The 19,396-nt window shown below is 33.2% G+C and carries 19 protein-coding genes; 13 read left to right on the top strand and 6 right to left on the bottom strand.

The window, feature by feature from the left end:
- The first annotated feature begins 111 nt into the window (after nt 1-111).
- The 7 genes from AC061E_RS12565 to AC061E_RS12535 all read left to right on the top strand — a co-directional run bounded on the left by AC061E_RS12565 (nt 112) and on the right by AC061E_RS12535 (nt 7,541).
- Nucleotides 112-1,005, top strand: coding sequence for a dienelactone hydrolase family protein (locus AC061E_RS12565; protein ID WP_478286549.1), 894 nt, complete (start codon nt 112-114; stop codon nt 1,003-1,005).
- Between the two features lie 133 nt (nt 1,006-1,138).
- Nucleotides 1,139-2,428, top strand: coding sequence for an amidohydrolase family protein (locus tag AC061E_RS12560; protein ID WP_478286548.1), 1,290 nt, complete (start codon nt 1,139-1,141; stop codon nt 2,426-2,428).
- A 156-nt stretch (nt 2,429-2,584) separates the two neighbouring features.
- A complete protein-coding gene (locus AC061E_RS12555) occupies nt 2,585-3,193 on the top strand; it encodes a YkgJ family cysteine cluster protein (RefSeq protein WP_478286547.1) in 609 nt (202 codons plus the stop codon).
- A gap of 295 nt (nt 3,194-3,488) precedes the next feature.
- The gene (locus AC061E_RS12550) at nt 3,489-4,163 is read left to right on the top strand and encodes a TIGR02117 family protein (protein ID WP_478286546.1); all 675 of its coding nucleotides are present in this window, start codon (nt 3,489-3,491) and stop codon (nt 4,161-4,163) included.
- A 12-nt stretch (nt 4,164-4,175) separates the two neighbouring features.
- Nucleotides 4,176-4,571 carry an inner membrane protein YiaA gene (gene yiaA / locus AC061E_RS12545; RefSeq protein WP_478286545.1) on the top strand — a complete coding sequence of 132 codons (396 nt, stop codon included), beginning with the start codon at nt 4,176-4,178 and terminating at the stop codon, nt 4,569-4,571.
- A 136-nt stretch (nt 4,572-4,707) separates the two neighbouring features.
- The gene (locus AC061E_RS12540) at nt 4,708-5,796 is read left to right on the top strand and encodes a S41 family peptidase (RefSeq protein WP_478286544.1); all 1,089 of its coding nucleotides are present in this window, start codon (nt 4,708-4,710) and stop codon (nt 5,794-5,796) included.
- A gap of 356 nt (nt 5,797-6,152) precedes the next feature.
- Nucleotides 6,153-7,541, top strand: coding sequence for a hypothetical protein (locus AC061E_RS12535; protein WP_478286543.1), 1,389 nt, complete (start codon nt 6,153-6,155; stop codon nt 7,539-7,541).
- Nucleotides 7,542-7,606: 65 nt separating this feature from the next.
- Here AC061E_RS12535 and carB read toward each other — a convergent pair whose 3' ends face one another.
- Nucleotides 7,607-10,459 (bottom strand): carbamoyl-phosphate synthase large subunit, encoded by a 2,853-nt coding sequence (gene carB / locus AC061E_RS12530; RefSeq protein ID WP_478286542.1) that lies wholly within the window; start codon nt 10,457-10,459, stop codon nt 7,607-7,609.
- Between the two features lie 151 nt (nt 10,460-10,610).
- Nucleotides 10,611-10,772 (bottom strand): 50S ribosomal protein L34, encoded by a 162-nt coding sequence (rpmH, locus tag AC061E_RS12525; RefSeq protein WP_008464848.1) that lies wholly within the window; start codon nt 10,770-10,772, stop codon nt 10,611-10,613.
- 163 nt (nt 10,773-10,935) lie between these two features.
- Here rpmH and AC061E_RS12520 point away from each other — a divergent pair, with 163 nt between their 5' ends.
- Both AC061E_RS12520 and AC061E_RS12515 read left to right on the top strand, forming a co-directional pair.
- Nucleotides 10,936-11,451, top strand: coding sequence for a DUF2892 domain-containing protein (locus AC061E_RS12520; RefSeq protein ID WP_478286541.1), 516 nt, complete (start codon nt 10,936-10,938; stop codon nt 11,449-11,451).
- A gap of 151 nt (nt 11,452-11,602) precedes the next feature.
- The gene (locus tag AC061E_RS12515) at nt 11,603-12,295 is read left to right on the top strand and encodes a TlpA family protein disulfide reductase (protein ID WP_478286540.1); all 693 of its coding nucleotides are present in this window, start codon (nt 11,603-11,605) and stop codon (nt 12,293-12,295) included.
- A 7-nt stretch (nt 12,296-12,302) separates the two neighbouring features.
- On the opposite strand, the gene AC061E_RS12510 is transcribed toward AC061E_RS12515, so the two are convergent.
- A complete protein-coding gene (locus AC061E_RS12510; protein ID WP_478286539.1) occupies nt 12,303-12,986 on the bottom strand; it encodes an alpha/beta hydrolase in 684 nt (227 codons plus the stop codon).
- A 114-nt stretch (nt 12,987-13,100) separates the two neighbouring features.
- Between AC061E_RS12510 and AC061E_RS12505 the strand changes: the two genes are divergently transcribed.
- Both AC061E_RS12505 and AC061E_RS12500 read left to right on the top strand, forming a co-directional pair.
- Nucleotides 13,101-13,814, top strand: a complete 714-nt coding sequence (locus AC061E_RS12505; RefSeq protein WP_478286538.1) for a pirin family protein — start codon at nt 13,101-13,103, stop codon at nt 13,812-13,814.
- A gap of 22 nt (nt 13,815-13,836) precedes the next feature.
- The gene (locus AC061E_RS12500) at nt 13,837-14,121 is read left to right on the top strand and encodes a GNAT family N-acetyltransferase (RefSeq protein WP_478286537.1); all 285 of its coding nucleotides are present in this window, start codon (nt 13,837-13,839) and stop codon (nt 14,119-14,121) included.
- 57 nt (nt 14,122-14,178) lie between these two features.
- Here the strand turns inward: AC061E_RS12500 and AC061E_RS12495 are convergent, their stop codons facing one another.
- The 3 genes from AC061E_RS12495 to AC061E_RS12485 form a co-directional block, all read right to left on the bottom strand.
- Nucleotides 14,179-15,813, bottom strand: coding sequence for an ABC-F family ATP-binding cassette domain-containing protein (locus AC061E_RS12495; protein WP_478286536.1), 1,635 nt, complete (start codon nt 15,811-15,813; stop codon nt 14,179-14,181).
- 227 nt (nt 15,814-16,040) lie between these two features.
- Complete coding sequence (locus tag AC061E_RS12490; protein ID WP_478286535.1) at nt 16,041-17,216, bottom strand: GlmU family protein; 1,176 nt, start codon at nt 17,214-17,216, stop codon at nt 16,041-16,043.
- A gap of 146 nt (nt 17,217-17,362) precedes the next feature.
- Nucleotides 17,363-17,614 carry a type B 50S ribosomal protein L31 gene (locus AC061E_RS12485; protein ID WP_086455156.1) on the bottom strand — a complete coding sequence of 84 codons (252 nt, stop codon included), beginning with the start codon at nt 17,612-17,614 and terminating at the stop codon, nt 17,363-17,365.
- Between the two features lie 242 nt (nt 17,615-17,856).
- On the opposite strand from AC061E_RS12485, the gene AC061E_RS12480 reads away from it, so the two are divergent.
- Together AC061E_RS12480 and AC061E_RS12475 are read left to right on the top strand one after the other, a co-directional pair.
- A complete protein-coding gene (locus AC061E_RS12480) occupies nt 17,857-18,387 on the top strand; it encodes a DUF4199 domain-containing protein (RefSeq protein WP_478286534.1) in 531 nt (176 codons plus the stop codon).
- A gap of 6 nt (nt 18,388-18,393) precedes the next feature.
- Nucleotides 18,394-19,350 carry a glycosyltransferase family 2 protein gene (locus AC061E_RS12475; RefSeq protein WP_478286533.1) on the top strand — a complete coding sequence of 319 codons (957 nt, stop codon included), beginning with the start codon at nt 18,394-18,396 and terminating at the stop codon, nt 19,348-19,350.
- The last annotated feature ends 46 nt before the right edge of the window (nt 19,351-19,396 follow it).

Genomic DNA, 19,396 nt, shown 5'->3' with positions numbered 1-19,396 from the left:
AGTAAGTTTATACAGAGTATAAAAACGTTTTCAATCTCATAATATAATACCATTTTCAAAAGTAATTCGTTCCCACTTTTTTTATAATTTAGTACCAACTAAAAAGAAACTATGAAAAAAATAACCAAAGAAGATATCAGTCAAGAAGTATTTGACTTGTATGACGATTATGCACACAACAAAATTGATCGTCGAGGATTTGTAGAAAAACTATCTTTATTTGCTGTTGGTACCTTAACGCTTCCGTCATTATTGAGCTTTATGTCCCCTAATTATGTAGACTCAATTTTGATTCAGCCAGAAGACCCCAGAATAAAATCGGGATTTATTACTTACAATTCAGATAAAGGTGGCGGACCAATAAAAGGACTTTTATCTCAACCTACAGGAACAAAAAAGAAATTACCAGGAATTATTATAGTACATGAAAACCGAGGTCTTAATCCGTACATTGAAGATGTAGGCCGTAGAGGAGCAGTTGAAGGATTTATTACGCTAGCGCCAGATGCTTTATCTCCATTAGGTGGCTATCCTGGTACTGATGATGCGGGACGCGAACTACAAAAGAAACGTACGCGCGAGGAAATGCTCGAAGATTTTATTGCTGCATACCATTTTTTAAAATCGCACAAAGATTGCAACGGACATGTAGGAGTTGTTGGTTTTTGTTTTGGAGGTTGGATTGCGAATATGATGGCCGTAAAAATACCAGAACTTGATGCCGCAGTACCTTATTATGGAGGGCAACCCACAGCTGCTGAAGCCGAAATGATTAAAACTCCTATCCTAGCCCAATATGCTGGCTTAGATACCCGTGTGAACGAAGGTTGGCCTGCTTATGAAACCATCTTAAAAAAGAACAACGTACAACATGTAGCCTATTTTTACGATGGTGTTAACCATGGTTTTCACAACAATACCACACCAAGATACGATGAAAAAGCCGCTACTTTATCTTGGACCAGAACCATTGATTTTTTCAAGCAGGAATTAAAGAAGAAATAATGAAATATGAGATAAAATTCCCAAATTATCTTTGGGAATTTTTGTTTTGACCAACAAAAATAAGCACTTACACTGTTAAATTGAAAGTAGTTGTAAGATGGATTCCTAATAAAGAAAAAGAACTAAAGCAAAAATGAAACTAAAATTACTATCCCTCTTTGCTGTTTTATGGAGTATTAATGGAATGGCGCAAGAATCCAAAGGATTGATCATAAAAGACATTAATACAATAACAATGACCAGTCCAAATGTTACTGAAAGAAAAAGCGTTTTAATTGAAAATGGCAAAATTGTAAAGATTGATGATTACAATAAAATGTCAAAAAAATCAAACCTTGAAGTAATTGAGGGTTACAACAAGTTCTTGATGCCAGGCTTAGCTGAAATGCACAGCCATGTCCCTGCAGAAAAAGATGTAGAGAATTATCTTTTGGAAAATATTGCCGCAGGAGTAACTCACATTAGGATTATGAATACTAAAACACCACAACTCCTGCTAAAAAATAAAATTGAAACCAATTCAAAGATTTTAAGTCCTAAAATACATTACAGTCATATTATATCCCGTGAGGATAAATATACAGAACCGCAATTTGACAGTTTGATGGTTGCAATAAAAAAGAATAATCTTAATTTTATAAAAGTTTTTAGCATAGCTAATGAAGAAGTTTTTGACAACTTGATGAAATCGGCTAATAGAAATTCTGTTATCGTTTGTGGACACTATCCTAAGGAAGTTGCACTTGAAAAAGTACTGCAATCTGGCTACAAAAGTATTGAACATCTTGCTGGCTACGAAAAAATTAATGACCCAAGTGCTCTTGCAAATGCTATTCAATTAACAAAAAAATATAGCGTTTACAACTGCCCTACGCTAGATTGGGATATTATGTCAGTAAAACTAAGTTATCCTAATGACTATAAAAATAGACTGGTATACTTTAATGCTCCTAAAACGTATCTCGAAAAATGGGAAAAAGAATTAAACGATTACGTAACTGCAAAAGGGAATGACCAAATCATACAAGCTGCAGAAAAATACAAACCTCAATTTCAATACAAACAAAAAATTCTAAAACAACTCAATGATAACAAATGTCTTTTGTTACTAGGTAGTGACCCAGCAGGCACCTTTCAAATGAACGGATTTAATATGCACGATGAAATGGTAAATTGGTCAAATGCTGGAATTGATACCTTTACTATTTTAAAATCGGCCACTTCAACACCTGCTTCCTTCTTTGGTGAAACCAAAAATTGGGGAACAATCGAACTAGGCAAATCTGCTGATTTAATAATTCTAGATAAAAATCCATTACAAGATATTACAAACATAAAAACAGTTGCAATCACAATTATTGAAGGCAAAGTATATGTAAAATCAGACCTACTAAAAAAATTAGAATCAAACTCTAAAAATTAAAAAATGCGCAACCTGTAAAACTTTGCTAGGCATACAAAAAAAATAAACAGCTAGTCAAACAAAAATTAGTAAAGCACACCCATTACATCACAACTCACAAGTAAATCCTAATTTTTACTCTACTGGTTTTTAATAGCCTACCTTACCAAGAAAGTCATGGCTATAGCGCACAAGGTTCAATTGGTAGAAGCATTATTTGACCGTCTTGAAAAGGAAATTGTAGTCTTTCAGGCCCAATCACAATTAAACTGTTGTAGCGGTTGCGGCGCATGTTGCAGTACTCCTGAGATAGAAGCGTCGCCATTAGAGTTTTTGCCTTGGGCACTGCATTTATTTTTGAATGGAGAAGCTGAAAAAACGCTGGATACGTTACAACATAAATCCAGCACTTTTTGTTACTTGTATCAACCTTTAACTTTGGTAGATCGAGCTATGGGGCGTTGCAGCAATTACCGATACCGCGGTTTGATTTGTAGACTTTTTGGGTATGCAGCCACAAGAGACAAATACGGTCAGCTACGATTAGCGACTTGCAAAATCATAAAAGAAGGACAAAACGAGCACTACAAAACTACTGAAGAAGCTATAAGTAAAGGGCTTTACATTCCTGTTTTTACAGACTATTACATGCAACTTTCCCAGATTGATGCACGCCTAGGAACTACTATGATGCCTATCAATAAAGCATTAAGCACAGCCATTGAAGAGGTGCTACACTATTATGCTTATCGCCCTTTTCCAACAGATTTGGGAAATATTGCCTAAAACGATATATAGACGCGCAAAAAAATCCTAGTCTAAGCACTTTCACTAAAAGGCTGACCCCCTAAATGATAAAACCTTTCAGGAGAATAATTTTTATAAAACAAACCATTTTTATTATGATTAAAAAGAGAATAACATACTTTATTTAACTCATTCTTAGTTTTCAGAAAAGTCAATTACTAAATGAAATAGATGCATTATAATTTATATGTTTTTAATTCAATAAGTTGATATTTTTTCTATTTTTGTAGGATAACCATGCTTTCAAATCTTAAAAATCATAAAATAGTCTTCATTGAAAAAAGCTTTAAAACTTACTTTAAAAATATTTTTAACTTTCTTAGGATTTGTATTTTTATATCTTATTGCTGTATTTACACTTTCTAAAATTACTGTAAATCAAGAATATAATACAAACCCCGAAGTAGAAATTTACATCATAACCAATGGAGTTCATACTGATATAGTAGTGCCTACAAAAAATGATCAAATAGATTGGAGTAAACTAGTCCAATTTCAAAATACTAAAATTGCCGATTCTACCTATAAATATTTAGCATTGGGCTGGGGAGACAAAGGCTTTTATCTAGAAACTCCTGAGTGGTCTGACTTAAAAGCTTCAGTTGCAATTAAAGCCGCCACAGGTTTAAGTACTACAGCAATTCATACTACTTATTACAAAAAAATGATTCAAGCTAATGACTGCAAAAAAATAATGCTCAGCAAAGAACAGTATTTTCGTTTAATCAAATACATTAGTAATAGTTTTAAAAAAGATGCATCTGGTAACTATTTAAATATAAAGACAGATGCAAATTATGGAAAAACAGACGCTTTCTATGAAGCTAATGGCAGTTATAGCTTATTTCAAACGTGCAATACATGGGCAAATAGCGCTCTAAAAATTAGTGGTCAAAAATGTTGTTTTTGGACTGCTTTAGACACTGACATTTTTTCAAAATACAATTAAAACAAAATAAATATGGTACAAAAAACATCGATGGCCTTTATAGCGGCATCATGGGTAGCTCTTGGAGCAGGGGCAGTTGGTTTCATAGTTGGTCTTTCACGAGCTGAAATGCTTTTAAATGAAAAAGGATATTATTTCACCGTTTTAATGTTCGGATTATTTGCTGTGGTTTCATTGCAAAAAAGTGTTAGAGACAGACTAGAAAAATTACCTGTTACAGATCTCTATTACGGACTTTGCTGGTTTGCTACACTTTTATCTATTGTATTGCTTATTGTTGGACTTTGGAATGCAACCATTTTAGCAAGTGAAAAAGGTTTTTATGCCTTTGCTTTTTTGTTAGCTCTATTTGGTGCTATATCAGTACAGAAAAACACAAGAGATAACATGTTGCAATCAAATGAATAATAAATCTTAGAATAAACAAGAATAACTTCCAATTTACAAAGCTCCATAATTGGAGCTTATTTTCATGTAATTAATTATCCTGTCAAGAATTCAATATATTTACTAAAAAAAATAGTTATAAAAATTATTTTCATCTATGAAATTAAATCAATTTATAATAGTAATTCTGCTTTTGTTAAGTAGTACTTCCAAAAGTCAAAACAGTAAAAAACTAAGTCAGCCCGAAAAAGATTTCGAAATTTTCTGGACAACCTTCAAAGATAACTATGCTTTCTTCGATTTAAAAAAGATCAACTGGAATGAAACTTACGAGAAATTCCGTCCACTGGTAACAAGTAAAACCAAAGAAAAAGAATTGATTGAATTATTTAAAAAAATGGTTGAATCTTTAAACGATGGGCATATTACTATTTCAAAAAATGATGAAATTTTATATAAAGTAAAAAAGTATTCAGCATTTCGTGAAGAATTTAAAGGGCTTGAAAATGAGCTGTGGAAAACTAGCTTTACCACATTAGAAAATAATGGTTTTTCAAAAGTAACTGCAGTAGGACCTGTTGTAAAAGAAATTCCTCTATATAATGTTGCAAAAAATGATGACATTGGCTACATCAGAATCTCAAGATGTTTTGGAACTCTTGAAAGCCTTTTTGATGATAAAAAAGAAGAGGAAGATATTCAATTAATGCTAACGCTTTTTGATAGTATTTTAAAATCTTTTTCAGAAACAAAAGCTATTATTATAGACATGAGGTCAAATGGTGGCGGACATGGAGGAGATAGTTTAGCCAGTAGGTTTGCATTAGAAAAAAGAATAACACATTACAAATCAATTAGGCAAAAAGGAGATTATGAAAATTTCAGCAATCCCGAATCTATATATATCATCCCAAACACTGGTATTCGTTATTTAAAACCTATAGTGATTTTAACCAATGATAAGACAGCAAGTTCTGCAGAAGATTTTACAATTTCGCTATACCAACAAAGCAACGTAACAACTATTGGCACCAATACATCGGGTATGTTATCAGACATGTTTGGAGCAGATCTATCGCATAATATTTCATTCACATTATCTAATCAAAGATATTATTCTACGGATAAAAAATTATTTGAAGATGTTGGTGTTCCAGTAAAAATAGAACTTAAGAATACCAAAAAGGATATCGAAAATAAAAATGACCCCTTGATTCTAAAGGCACTCGAAATTTTAAAATTCTAATAAAAAAGTCCCAGTTGGGGCTTTTTAGTATCAATACTTTGAGTTTTATTTACTCAAATCCATTTTTCTTTTGAATTACAATTCACAAAACTCATCGTCTTTCAAGTCTTCAATTAAATATTTCCTACTTAGAAATCCCTAATAGGTCTTAAAGTTTATTCAAAATTTATAAAAAATATGGAAAATCACCCACAATTTGAAGTGACACGTCATGAATACTAATAAAAAAATACATCCCAAGCGATTTCAAACTTAACAATATTAGAAAATACATCACCAATAAAATTTAAGAATAATTTTACTACATTTGTAACGAATTAATAAAATAGATTATCAAAAACCAAATCAGAATAAAAATGAAAAAATCAGCTTTCCATTTTGCAATAACCGCAATCATATGTTTATTGTTTTATAATTGTAATGTCGAACCTTTTGAACCAACATTAGAATCTTCGAACCCTATTCTAACAACTAATTCTATTACAAATATTACTACCACCTCTTGCAGCGCTGGTGGAAACATAACTTCTGATGGAGGCTCAGCAATAACTGCTCGTGGTATTGTTTGGAGTAAAAATCAAAATCCTACCATTATAGATTCAAAAATAATAAATGGTATTGGAACAGGTACTTTTACCACATCTATAACGACTTTAACAGCTAATACCACATACTATGTACGAGCTTTTGCTACAAATAGTAAAGGTACCGCCTATGGAAATCAAGTGTCATTTCAAACGCCAATTACAAACTCAACTCCAACTCTGACTACTACAGAAATGAGCAGTATTACTGCTACTTCTGCTTCAGGAGGTGGAAACATTACAACAGATGGAGGAGCTACGATCACTGCTCGTGGGATTGTCTGGAGCACCTCTCAAAACCCAACACTAACTAATACAAAAACTATTAATGGTTCTGGAATTGGTAATTTTAACTCTTCTTTAGCTTCATTGTCTGAAAACACCACCTATTACGTTCGTGCATACGCAACAAATAGTAATGGCACTTTCTATGGTAATCAAGTCTCTTTTAAAACAATCAATTCAAATGCAAATACAACGCCTACAATAACAACCTCAGCAATAAATAGCATCACAAGTACTACTGCTTCAGGTGGTGGAAACATAACCACTGATGGCGGTGCAGCAATAACATCTAGGGGAGTTGTATGGAGTACAAATCAAAATCCAACTACTTCAAATTCAAAAACAAGTAATGATTCTGGAATAGGAACTTTTTCTTCCTCGATTAGCGTGTTATCTGCTAATACAACGTATTATGTGAGAGCATATGCTACTAATAGCAAAGGAACTTATTATGGAAATCAAGTTGTATTCAGCACTGCAACTACAACTAATACACCTACTACATCTACAAATTCATTTAGTGCTAAATTAAACGGCACTAACTTTGTTCCAACAATACTATTCGTTCAAAAAATTAATCTCACAAACTCAATTGCAATTGTAGCAAATAGAGGTGGTAATGAAGCCATTTCCATTAACTTCCCAAGTGATGTAAAACAAGGAACATACGATTTTGACCCTTTTGGGACATACGTAGGGCAATATACGGCTAATTCCACTGATGGTGGTTTTGCAGCAACATCTGGGACTATTACTATTTCTAGTCATGACATTACTAATAAAAGAGTAACAGGTAGCTTTTATTTTACAGCAACTTCTTTCACATTACCAACTACTCATCAAATATCACAAGGTAACTTTAATATAAAATATTAAGTACTTAATGTTTCTTCATAAAAAAAGCCCCAATTGGGGCTTTGTCAATATAAATATTTAGAGTTTTATTTACTCAAATACATTTTTCTTCTAGAGTACAATTCATAAAATTGATCGTCTTTCAAGTCATCAATAAATAAAATGCTTTCCCCGGTTGATTTCATTTCTGGTCCTAAAGCTTTGTTTACATTGTGGAACTTACTAAAAGAAAACACGGGCTGCTTAATGGCAAATCCTTTCAACTGCGGATTGAAATCAAAATCAGTTACTTTATTGTGGCCTAACATCACTTTTGTTGCATAGTTCACATACGGTTCTCCATAGGCTTTTGCAATAAACGGCACCGTACGAGAGGCTCTTGGGTTAGCTTCTATAATGTATACAATATCATTTTTTATCGCAAACTGAATGTTGATTAATCCAACTGTTTTAAGTGCCAATGCAATTTTTTGAGTATGATCTTTTATTTGTTGCATCACAAATTCACCTAAGTTGAATGGCGGCAAAGTAGCATTACTGTCGCCTGAGTGTACACCGCAAGGCTCAATATGTTCCATAATTCCTATGATGTATACATTTTCACCGTCGCAAATAGCATCAGCTTCAGCTTCAATAGCACCATCTAAGTAATGATCTAAAAGTAATTTATTACCTGGAATGGTTTTCAATAAATTAATTACGTGTTCCTCTAGTTCTTGCTTGTTGATAACAATTTTCATTCCTTGCCCTCCTAAAACATAAGAAGGACGAATCAATAATGGAAAATCCAGTTGGTCTGCCAATGCCGATGCTTCATCAGCAGTTTCTGCAATACCAAACTGTGGGAACGGAATAGCTAATTCTGTTAAAAGTTCAGAAAAACGCCCTCTATCTTCAGCTAAATCCAGTGCATCAAAACTAGTTCCTATGATTTTGATTCCGTACTTAGATAATTTTTCAGCTAATTTCAAAGCCGTTTGACCCCCTAGCTGAACAATAACTCCTTCTGGTTTTTCGTGTTGAATAATATCATAAATATGTTCCCAATAAACAGGTTCAAAATACAATTTATCTGCCGTATCAAAGTCGGTCGAAACCGTTTCGGGATTGCAGTTGATCATGATGGTTTCATAGCCACATTCTTTTGCAGCAAGCACACCATGTACGCAAGAGTAATCAAATTCAATACCTTGCCCAATTCGATTTGGCCCTGAGCCCAAAACAATAATTTTCTTTTTATCCGTAACAATACTTTCATTGTCTACGTAACGTGTACCATCTGCTTTTTCGATTTCAGCTTCAAAAGTAGAATAGTAATATGGTGTTTTTGCTTTGAACTCCGCAGCACAAGTATCTACCAGTTTAAATACACGGTTGATATTTTTAGCGGTACGCAAATCATGAACTTGGCTTTCTAAACAACCCATCATGTGCGCAATCTGTCTGTCAGCAAACCCTTTTTGTTTGGCTTCAAGCAACAATTCTCTTGGCAACGTTTCAACTTTAAATGTAGAAATTTCTTTTTCTAAAGTATAAAGTTCTTCATATTGCTTCAAGAACCACATGTCTATTTTAGTGATTTCATGAATGCGACTCAAAGGAATTCCCATGGCAATAGCATCATAAATCACAAAAACTCGATCCCAACTTGCAAAAGTTAGTTTCTCAATAATTTGTTCGTAGTTGGTATATCCTTTTCCGTCAGCTCCTAAACCATTTCTTTTTATTTCTAAAGATTGTGTGGCCTTGTGAAGAGCTTCTTGAAACGAACGTCCTATTCCCATCACCTCACCTACAGATTTCATTTGAAGTCCTAATGTTCTATCAGCTCCTTCAAACTTATCAAAGTTCCAACGTGGTATTTTTACAATTACATAATCCAAAGTTGGCTCAAACAATGCCGAAGTAGATTTTGTAATTTGATTTTGCAATTCATCTAGGTTGTAACCCAATGCCAGTTTAGAGGCGATTTTTGCAATAGGATATCCTGTTGCTTTGGATGCTAACGCAGAAGAACGAGACACACGAGGATTGATCTCAATGGCTACAATATCCTCTTTTTCATCTGGCGAAACAGCAAATTGTACGTTACATCCACCCGCAAAGTTCCCTATGCTACGCATCATCAAAATAGCATAATCACGCATTTTTTGAAACGTTGTATCAGATAAAGTCATTGCTGGAGCAACTGTAATGGAATCTCCGGTGTGAATCCCCATCGGGTCCATATTTTCGATAGAACAAATGATAACGACATTATCATTTTTGTCTCTCAAAAGTTCCAATTCATATTCTTTCCAACCCATCAAAGCTTTGTCAATCAAAACTTCGTGTATAGGAGAAGCTTCTAAACCTCTAGTTAAAAGTTCATCAAAATCTTCTTTTTTGTATACAATTGCTGCTCCCGTTCCTCCTAATGTAAACGAAGGACGGATTACCAATGGAAAACCAAATTCCTGCGCAATTTCTTTCCCTCTAAGGTAGGATGTACATATTTCAGCAGGTGCCGAGGGTACATTTATTTTTTTAAGCAATTGTTTGAACTGCTCTCTATCCTCAGTAATATTAATAGCATTAACATCAACACCAATTAATTTTACGTCAAAATCTTTCCAAATCCCCTTTTCTTCAGCCTCTAGACATAAATTCAAGGCCGTTTGCCCTCCCATCGTTGGTAAAACTGCATCAATTTGAGGATGTGCTTTTAAAATTTCAATGATTGACTTTGTGGTCAATGGCTTCAAATAAACATGATCAGCCATTGAGGGATCAGTCATAATTGTAGCTGGGTTAGAGTTGATTAAGATGACCTCAATTCCTTCTTCACGAATAGAACGTGCGGATTGTGAGCCTGCATAATCAAATTCACAAGCTTGACCAATAACAATAGGACCAGAACCTATTATCAAAACGGATTTTATAGATGTATCTTTTGGCATTTTATGTAGTGTTGTGTAGTTGTTGTTTATAATTATTAAAAGTATCAAAAATAGATACTTAACTGTAAAAATACCTTTCCTTTTTTAACGAATAGGTATAAAAAAAGGCGATACTAAAAAAAGTAACGCCTTAATTATGTTTATTCAAACATTATTTTTTGTGTCTTGGTTCACTAGAAACAGTCAATTTATGTCTTCCTTTAGCTCTTCTACGCGCAAGAACTTTTCTTCCATTAGCAGAAGCCATTCTGTCCATAAATCCGTGCTTATTTCTTCTTTTTCTTTTCGATGGTTGAAATGTTCTTTTGCTCATTGCTTTGTATCTTTAAAATCTTATTTATATGTCTACTAATTTGAATAATTGTTTATTCGAAAACCGAGTGCAAATATACAAAGACTTTTTTTCCTCACAAGTAGTTTTGCAAAATTATTTTCAATTCATTTTACTATATTTGTAATCTTAAATTAAACATACTATGTTTCACAGAAATATCAAACTTATTATTGCCGGACTTATTGTAGCTACTGGCATTTGGCAATTCACAGAGAGTAATATTGGTAACGGAATTTTTCTTTTAATACTAAGTGTTATCCCCGTTTTTTTATATTTTAAAAATGAATTCATCCTTTTAGCTTTTCTTAAATTAAGAAAACAAGATTTTGAAGGTGCAAAAAAATGGTTAGCATACATTAAAAATCCAGAGACTGCATTGGTACAAAAACAACAGGGTTACTTTAATTACCTTCACGGAATTATGCTTTCTCAAACTAATATCAATCAAGCTGAGAAATATTTCAAAAAAGCAATTGAACTTGGTTTATCAATGGATATGGATTTGGCTGTAGCCAAATTAAACCTTGCTGGTGTAGCCATGACGAGACGTCGTAAGCTGGAAGCAACAACATTATTGAACGAAGCTAAAAAATTAGACAAACAAAACATGCTGAAAGAGCAAATTGTAATGATGAAAGAGCAAATGAAAAAGATGTAACTCTTTTTTTTTAATAAATTAATTACGAACCACTTACAATTGTAAGTGGTTTTTTTACACCTATTACAGTTTGTCGATTTTTTTGGTAATTGAACGATTTTATTAAAATTAATAAAGTTATTAACATACTTTTAAACAATAATAAAAATATATGTGGAGAAAATTATACTTACTGTTATTTTTCCTCTTTACCACAGGCAATTATGCACAAGATAGTATTGTCTATTTTTCTGATGCTGTAAAACGCAATATTAAACCTTATCGATCAGCAAGTGCAATTGCTTTTGAAAATAAAGACTTCACAGAGGGCAAGCGTTTATTTGACTCTTTAGTCCAACATAAACTAAATGGTACTCTATTTGATGATTTTACAATAAAAGGATATCATTCAAAAAAAGTAATACTTCACAAAATAAACAAACCCATTTTATTAGTAACTTATGCCAGCTGGTGCGTGCGTAACAAAGGAGATGCTCCAGCTTTGAATACACTAGCTAATAAATATGGTAATAATTTACAAATAGTCATAGTCTTTTGGGACAAAAAGAAAAATTTAAAGAAAACAGCAAATCAATTTAATTCTAAAATAAAAATTTGCTACGCTAATGAGGCTTACCAAAATGATTTTAAAATAGTAGCTACTTTAAAACACACATTAGGAATGCCTACCGTTTATTACATAGACGAAAATAAAAAGGTAGTAACCATTAACCGAATTAAAAATCAAAATAAAATAAAAATTTCCAAGGACGCAGCATTCGCAATGAGTTATTCCCTTTTTGAAGATATGATTCGCACAACAAACACTAAATTAAGCTTCAACACAACTACAAGAAAACATTAAGCACACTTTATTCAAAAATGTTTAAAACCCCATAACAATCATTAATTATAAGTGGTAATTTCTCATTCAACCATTTGTATTTATTTAAAATCATAATGTGAGTACCACCTTTTACAACAATACATTTTTTTATGTTTTTTATAGGAAAAACATCGTCTAGATCTCCATGTATGTGAATCACATTTTCATCAACTACAACTCTATCCCAAAGCACCACTTGTTCTACTGCCCAATTTAAATACCGAATATCCCGAACAGATAAAAACTTCTCATACAACTTGAGTCTTTGATTTACTTTTTCTCCAAAAGAGAATTTAGCCAAACTTTCTATGTTCAAAATCAAGTTCATCGGGATTAACTTGTATGCTTTAGTAGACTTAGCCAGTTTTAATCGAAGAGGGAATTCAGCATTACTCTTGACACTTGAAATAATTATCACTTTACTAGCAGCAATATGTTTTGCCATTTCCTGAACTAAAATACCCCCAAAAGAAACTCCTATTAAAACAGGATTTTGATGAACTATTTTATCTGCAATTCTCTTGGCATACGCTACCAATGTTTCATTATCAAATGGAATTTCCCACTCCAAGAAGTGTATTTCAAAATCAGTTTCAGGTAGTTTTATACGCTCAAAAATAGTTATACTGGCCGCTAAACCAGGCATAAAATAAACATGTATTTTACTCATAATTGCTTTTAACTTATTTATAACACCTTTCGATATTATTATACCGAAATTTGTTTAAAATTAATTTTTTTTTAGAAAATACACCTACATACAATCATATATTAATAATAAATTATGACTTCGCAAATTTACAAATCAAATACAAGAGGCACAGCCGACTTTGGCTGGCTAAAAGCTAATTTTTCATTTTCATTTGGTAATTATTTTAATCCGGATCGCATACAGTTTGGCATGTTACGTGTTCTAAATGATGATACTATTGTTGCTGGTGCTGGTTTTGGCACGCACAGCCATGCCAATATGGAAATTATCACCATCCCGCTCGAAGGTGGTTTGATGCACAAAGACAGCATGGGCAACCAAGGCGTTATTGGTTTTGGAGAGGTTCAAGTCATGAGCGCAGGTAGCGGCGTAGAACATTCTGAAATGAATGCATCCCAAACAGAAAACGCAAAGACCTTACAACTTTGGGTATTTCCTAATCAAGAAAACGTTACTCCGAGATACGACCAAAAATCATTTGACCTAGAAAAGAACAACAATAGCTTTGTAAACATTGTATCGCCTAAGGACAAAAACGACGGAAACGCGCTATGGGTGTATCAAAACACGTTTTTCAATTTAGGTATTTTTGATCAAGACAGGACCGTAACGTATCCCGTAAAAATTGAAAACAACGGCATATACTTATTCTTGATTGAAGGTGAAATCGAAATTAATAATGAAAAATTATCTGCGAGAGACGCTATAGGAATTACTGCTGTTGAAAACATCGAAATTAAAATTCTTAAACAGTCAAAAATTTTATTGATCGAAATCCCTATGTAACAATAACTACAATACTTTTTTTATGGAAATTAAAGATAATGCATTTTCGAGACAGTATGAGGCTACTACAACGCAAGGACTCGTGTCGGTGGAATACTCCTTTCAGGAAAAGAAACTTTTTCTAACCAAAATTAACACACCCGAAGGCTTTGACAATGAAGATTTTTTGAATGATTTTTTAAAAAGTATTTTAGAAAATGCCATCGAAAAAAAGTGGAAAGTAGTTCCGATTTTGCCAAGAATTGTAGCATTCTTTAAAAAAAATCCAATTTACAAAGAATTACTTCCACCAGGAATAAGACTATAAAAAAAGAGGCTGTATCTTATGACACAGCCTCTTTTTTATCACTTCTAATCTAAAAAATTATTTTTCAATTTCACGCATACTTTCCATTTTCTTATTAGCCAAGAAACCGGTAATATCTTCAAAATGCTCCACCACTCGTTTGTTTCCAAATTCGAAAACCTTTGTTGCTAATCCGTCCAAGAAATCACGATCGTGTGACACTAGAATCAAAGTTCCGTCAAAATCACGCAAAGCATCTTTGATAATGTCTTTGGTTTTCATATCTAAGTGATTCGAAGGCTCATCTAGAATTAATAAATTTACAGGCTCAAGCAACAATTTAATCATCGCAAGACGTGTTTTTTCTCCACCTGAAAGTACTTTTACCTTTTTAGTAACATCGTCACCGTGAAACATAAAGGCGCCCAAAATATCTTTTATTTTAGTACGTACATCACCTACGGCAATATCGTCTATGGTTTCAAATATCGTTGCATTTTCATCTAATAACGAAGCTTGATTTTGAGCAAAATACCCAATTTGAGCATTATGACCAATCTCTAAACTACCACCATCAATGCCAATCTCCTTCATAATGGCCTTAATCATAGTCGATTTACCCTCACCATTTTTACCTACAAAAGCTACTTTTTCACCTCTTTCAATAACCAAGCTAGCATCTTTAAAAACTACATGATCACCATACGATTTAGTCAACTCCTTCACAATAACGGGATATTGACCAGAGCGAGCAGCTGGAGGAAATTTTAATTCTAAAGCCGATGTATCTACCTCATCCACTTGAACAATCACCAATTTTTCGAGCATTTTTACACGTGATTGTACGGCATCTGTTTTAGAGAATGTTCCTTTGAAACGGTCTATAAAAGTACGATTATCAGCAATCATGCGTTGTTGTTCATCGTACGCTTTTTGCTGGTGCATACGACGGTCTTTTCTTAGCTCCAAATAATGAGAATACTTGGCTTTATAATCATAAATACGACCCATAGTAACCTCTATAGTACGATTTGTAATATTATCAACAAACGCTCTATCGTGTGAAATTACCACAACCGCCTTGGCTGAATTTATCAAAAAATCCTCTAACCATTGAATACTCTCAATATCCATATGATTGGTAGGTTCATCTAGTAAAATTAAGTCTGGTTTTTTCAAAAGAATTTTAGCCAACTCAATTCGCATTCTCCAACCTCCTGAAAACTCCGATGTTTGTCTGGTGAAATCCTCACGTAAAAAACCCAAACCAGTTAATATTTTTTCAACTTCGGCTTCGTAATTCACTTCTTCAATGGCATAAAACTTCTCGCTTAAGTCTGAAACTCTTTCGATTAATTTCATGTACGCATCACTTTCATAATCGGTACGAATGGTTAATTGGTCGTTAATCTCGTCTATCTCAGCTTTCATTGAAAAAATTTCCCCAAAAGCTTTTGATGCCTCCTCCATTACGGTAGCCCCATCAGTTGTTAACAAATGCTGCGGCAAATAAGCTACTACTGCATCTTTTGGTGCCGAAATATTTCCGGTTGAAGGTTTACTTTGTCCTGCAATAATTTTAAGTAAGGTAGATTTACCCGCGCCATTTTTACCCATCAAGGCAATTTTGTCATTTTCATTTATGGCAAAAGAAACATCACTAAAAAGCGTTGTACCACCAAATTGCACTGAAATATCATTTACTGTAATCATTATTTGAGTTTAAAGTTTAATGTTCAAAAGCGTAAAGGATTCAATATTTTATGAAACCGTTTTTTGAAGGTGCAAAGATAGTTTAAATACAGAACTAGACAATTTGCAACCCAGAAAGTTTTTAATATCCAAAAAACAAAAAATGCCATTGCTGAAAAGGATAATAGCACACAGCATTTCCTTCACAGCAATAGCATTCTAAAATAAAAGACCTTAAAAAAACTATTTTATTCTTTTCTCCACTTTTTGGTTTCCTCAAAAACATGTTCTAAAATAGCCGCTTCTCTTTCATCAAACTCTATATTTCTGCGGCTCATAACTAATCGGGCTGTTTCAAAAGCTTTTTTAGTGATGTAAGTTGTAAATCCAGCGGCTCCACCCCAAGAAAAACTTGGCACAAAATTGCGAGGAAAGCCACTTCCAAAAATATTAGCACTCACACCTACCACTGTTCCTGTATTAAACATAGTATTGATGCCACATTTACTATGATCACCCATCATCAAACCACAAAACTGAAGTCCCGTTTTTGCAAATCCTTCGGTTTCATAACTCCATAATTTTACTTCCTCATAATTATTTTTCAAATTTGAGTTGTTACTATCGGCACCAATATTACACCATTCTCCAAGAACCGAATTTCCTAAAAATCCATCATGTCCTTTATTTGAATACCCAAACAAAACCGAATTATTGACTTCGCCACCTACTCTAGAATGTGGACCAACCGTAGTAGCACCATAAATTTTGGTAGCTAATTTCACCTGCGCATGATCGCACAAGGCAAATGGACCTCTAATTACAGAGCCTTCCATAATTTCTGCATCCTTACCAATATATATGGGACCAGTATATGCGTTCAAAGTTACAAATTCTAACTTTGCTCCTTCCTCAATAAAAATATTCTCTGGTGCTATAACATTTACGCTCTTTGGAATGGGTTGTGATTTTCTATCTTCGGTTAAAAATTCAAAATCTTCTCGAATGGCAGCATCATTTTTAGCAAAAATATCCCAAGAATTATGCACCGTTAAACAATCTTCAGTATACTCAAGTATCTCATAAGTATCAAAATCTACTTCTTCTTGCTCCTCTGTTGTGTAAAAAGCAATCACTTCGTCTCCTTTAAAAATAGCTTGATTAGGCTCTAGATTGCTTACCATCTCTGCTAACACCGCATTAGGAAGGTACGATGCATTAATCATTACATTGACTTCTAATTCCACCATTGGATATTTTTCTGATAAATATTCCTCTGTAAGTGTTGTTGTTGTAGAGCCCAAATGCAATTCCCATTTTTGTCTAATTGTCATGATACCAATCAAGATATCAGCAACAGGACGAGTAAACGTAAAAGGCAATAAGGCATTTCTTGAAGGTCCGTCAAAAAGGATGTAATTCATAGTGTGTATTATTTATAAGTATATCGGTGTCAACTGCACCTTAATTTTTGCAATATTGACTTCAAAGTTACAAAGTTTTCAAATAAATAGCATAAAAAAAGCCTTTCTTGAAGAAAGGCTTTACTATTATAAAAAACAAGTTATAATTATTTAACGTGTTTCGCGTATTTAGTTTTGAATTTATCAATACGTCCTGCAGTATCGATAAGTTTAGATTTACCTGTGTAAAAAGGGTGAGATGTTCTAGAGATCTCCATTTTTACAACTGGGTATTCAACACCATCAACAGTTATTGTTTCTTTAGTATCTGCAGTAGATTTAGTAATAAAAACTTCTTCATTTGACATGTCTTTGAAGGCTACTAATCTGTAATTTTCTGGGTGAATTCCTTTTTTCATCTTGTAAATCTTTTTTATTTGTTAATTATAATTGGCTTTGAAGCTTTTCTTGTTATAGAAAAGGTATAAACCCCTCATAACTTTTTTGTTTTATACTTTTATTTTGAGTCTGCAAATTTACACTATTTTTTCAATAAACAAATCTTTGTTTCACTTTTTTTATATGAACTCAAAAAACGTTTTTTAGTGTTGAATATATTGGGAATTGTTATATTTGTGGATTAATTTAAAAACCAACTAAAATGATCAACGAAATTGTTAAAAAAAACGGAATTACATTTGGAGTTATAATTGGAATTGTTTCTGCACTAATAACAGCAACAATATATGCTGTTGATCTTAATTTGTTTACTGAATGGTGGATTGGCGTACTCAGTATTTTAACTTATTTAGTTTTGGGTATCGTATTATTGGTAAAAACAAAAAAAGAGTTAAAAGGTGTTTTTTCGTTTAAAGATGCATTTACAACATACTTTATAGCAATCGTAATTGGAATCTTAATTTCAGTTTTGTTTAATATTTTACTTTTCAATGTAGTTGATCCATCGGCAAAAGAAACCGTTAATGAACTAATTATTAAATACACTATGAACATGATGCAAAAGTTAGGAGCGCCGTCAGCAGCTATTAACGAAGCAATTGCAAAAATGAGAGAAAACGACCCTTATTCTCCAATCGAATTATTAAAAGGCTCTCTTTTTTCTATCGGGTTTAGTTCTATTTTTGGTTTAATTTTAGCAGCTATTTTTAAAAGCAAATCTACACAAGAATAAAAATTAATGAATTTATCTATACTAATTCCTCTTTTAAACGAAGAGGAGTCACTACATGAGCTTTACTCATGGATTATCAAAGTAATGCAATCCAACAATTACACGTATGAAATCATTTTTTTAGATGATGGCAGTACTGATAATTCTTGGGCACTCATTGAAGGCTTTTCAAAAGATAATCCTCATGTAAAAGGAGTGCGTTTTATGAAAAACTTTGGAAAATCACAGGCATTACATGCTGGTTTTGCTAAAGCTCAAGGAGATGTCATCATTACCATGGATGCTGATTTGCAAGATAGTCCTGAAGAAATTCCGGGATTGTATGACATGATTACAAATGGGAAATATGATTTGGTTTCGGGGTGGAAAAAGAAACGCTACGACTCAGTAGTGGCTAAAAATTTACCATCGAAACTATTCAACTGGGCGGCACGAAAAACATCGGGAGTTGAATTGAATGATTTCAATTGCGGATTGAAAGCGTATAAAAATATTGTAGTTAAGAATATTGAAGTTTCTGGTGAAATGCACCGCTATATTCCGGTATTGGCTAAGAATGCTGGTTTTGGAAAAATTGGTGAAAAAGTAGTACAACATCAAGCCAGAAAATATGGTGAAACTAAGTTTGGGATGGAACGTTTTATTAACGGATTCCTAGATTTGATTACCATTTGGTTCTTGTCTCGCTTTGGAAAAAGACCCATGCACCTTTTTGGCGCCATAGGATCTTTAATGTTCATTATAGGATTTATGCTTGCTGGTTACATCGGTATTTCAAAGTTATACCACATGTACAACGATATGCGTTATAGCCTAGTGACCAATAATCCTTGGTTTTATATTGCCTTAACCACAATGGTCTTGGGAACACAATTATTTCTAGCGGGATTTCTAGGTGAAATCATTTTGAGAACAAAAAATAATGAAGAGCGCTATAAAATTGCAAGCAGTGTAAACCTGTAGTTTTAAGAAAAAACGACATACAACGGGACAAACCCTAGCCCTGATA

The organism is Flavobacterium sp. GNP011 (assembly GCF_056428925.1).
This window is presented reverse-complemented; position numbering and strand designations above follow the sequence as displayed.

Bases quoted from the DNA above. Each gene is read 5' to 3' on its own strand.
- AC061E_RS12510 (WP_478286539.1), bottom strand. From the start codon at position 12,986: ATGAGTAAAATACATGTTTATTTTATGCCTGGTTTAGCGGCCAGTATA.
- AC061E_RS12515 (WP_478286540.1), top strand. From the start codon at position 11,603: ATGTGGAGAAAATTATACTTACTGTTATTTTTCCTCTTTACCACAGGC.
- AC061E_RS12540 (WP_478286544.1), top strand. From the start codon at position 4,708: ATGAAATTAAATCAATTTATAATAGTAATTCTGCTTTTGTTAAGTAGT.
- AC061E_RS12490 (WP_478286535.1), bottom strand. From the start codon at position 17,216: ATGAATTACATCCTTTTTGACGGACCTTCAAGAAATGCCTTATTGCCT.
- AC061E_RS12500 (WP_478286537.1), top strand. From the start codon at position 13,837: ATGGAAATTAAAGATAATGCATTTTCGAGACAGTATGAGGCTACTACA.
- AC061E_RS12565 (WP_478286549.1), top strand. From the start codon at position 112: ATGAAAAAAATAACCAAAGAAGATATCAGTCAAGAAGTATTTGACTTG.
- AC061E_RS12505 (WP_478286538.1), top strand. From the start codon at position 13,101: ATGACTTCGCAAATTTACAAATCAAATACAAGAGGCACAGCCGACTTT.
- AC061E_RS12560 (WP_478286548.1), top strand. From the start codon at position 1,139: ATGAAACTAAAATTACTATCCCTCTTTGCTGTTTTATGGAGTATTAAT.
- AC061E_RS12520 (WP_478286541.1), top strand. From the start codon at position 10,936: ATGTTTCACAGAAATATCAAACTTATTATTGCCGGACTTATTGTAGCT.
- AC061E_RS12495 (WP_478286536.1), bottom strand. From the start codon at position 15,813: ATGATTACAGTAAATGATATTTCAGTGCAATTTGGTGGTACAACGCTT.
- carB (WP_478286542.1), bottom strand. From the start codon at position 10,459: ATGCCAAAAGATACATCTATAAAATCCGTTTTGATAATAGGTTCTGGT.
- AC061E_RS12485 (WP_086455156.1), bottom strand. From the start codon at position 17,614: ATGAAAAAAGGAATTCACCCAGAAAATTACAGATTAGTAGCCTTCAAA.
- rpmH (WP_008464848.1), bottom strand. From the start codon at position 10,772: ATGAGCAAAAGAACATTTCAACCATCGAAAAGAAAAAGAAGAAATAAG.
- AC061E_RS12555 (WP_478286547.1), top strand. From the start codon at position 2,585: ATGGCTATAGCGCACAAGGTTCAATTGGTAGAAGCATTATTTGACCGT.
- AC061E_RS12535 (WP_478286543.1), top strand. From the start codon at position 6,153: ATGAAAAAATCAGCTTTCCATTTTGCAATAACCGCAATCATATGTTTA.
- yiaA (WP_478286545.1), top strand. From the start codon at position 4,176: ATGGTACAAAAAACATCGATGGCCTTTATAGCGGCATCATGGGTAGCT.
- AC061E_RS12480 (WP_478286534.1), top strand. From the start codon at position 17,857: ATGATCAACGAAATTGTTAAAAAAAACGGAATTACATTTGGAGTTATA.
- AC061E_RS12475 (WP_478286533.1), top strand. From the start codon at position 18,394: ATGAATTTATCTATACTAATTCCTCTTTTAAACGAAGAGGAGTCACTA.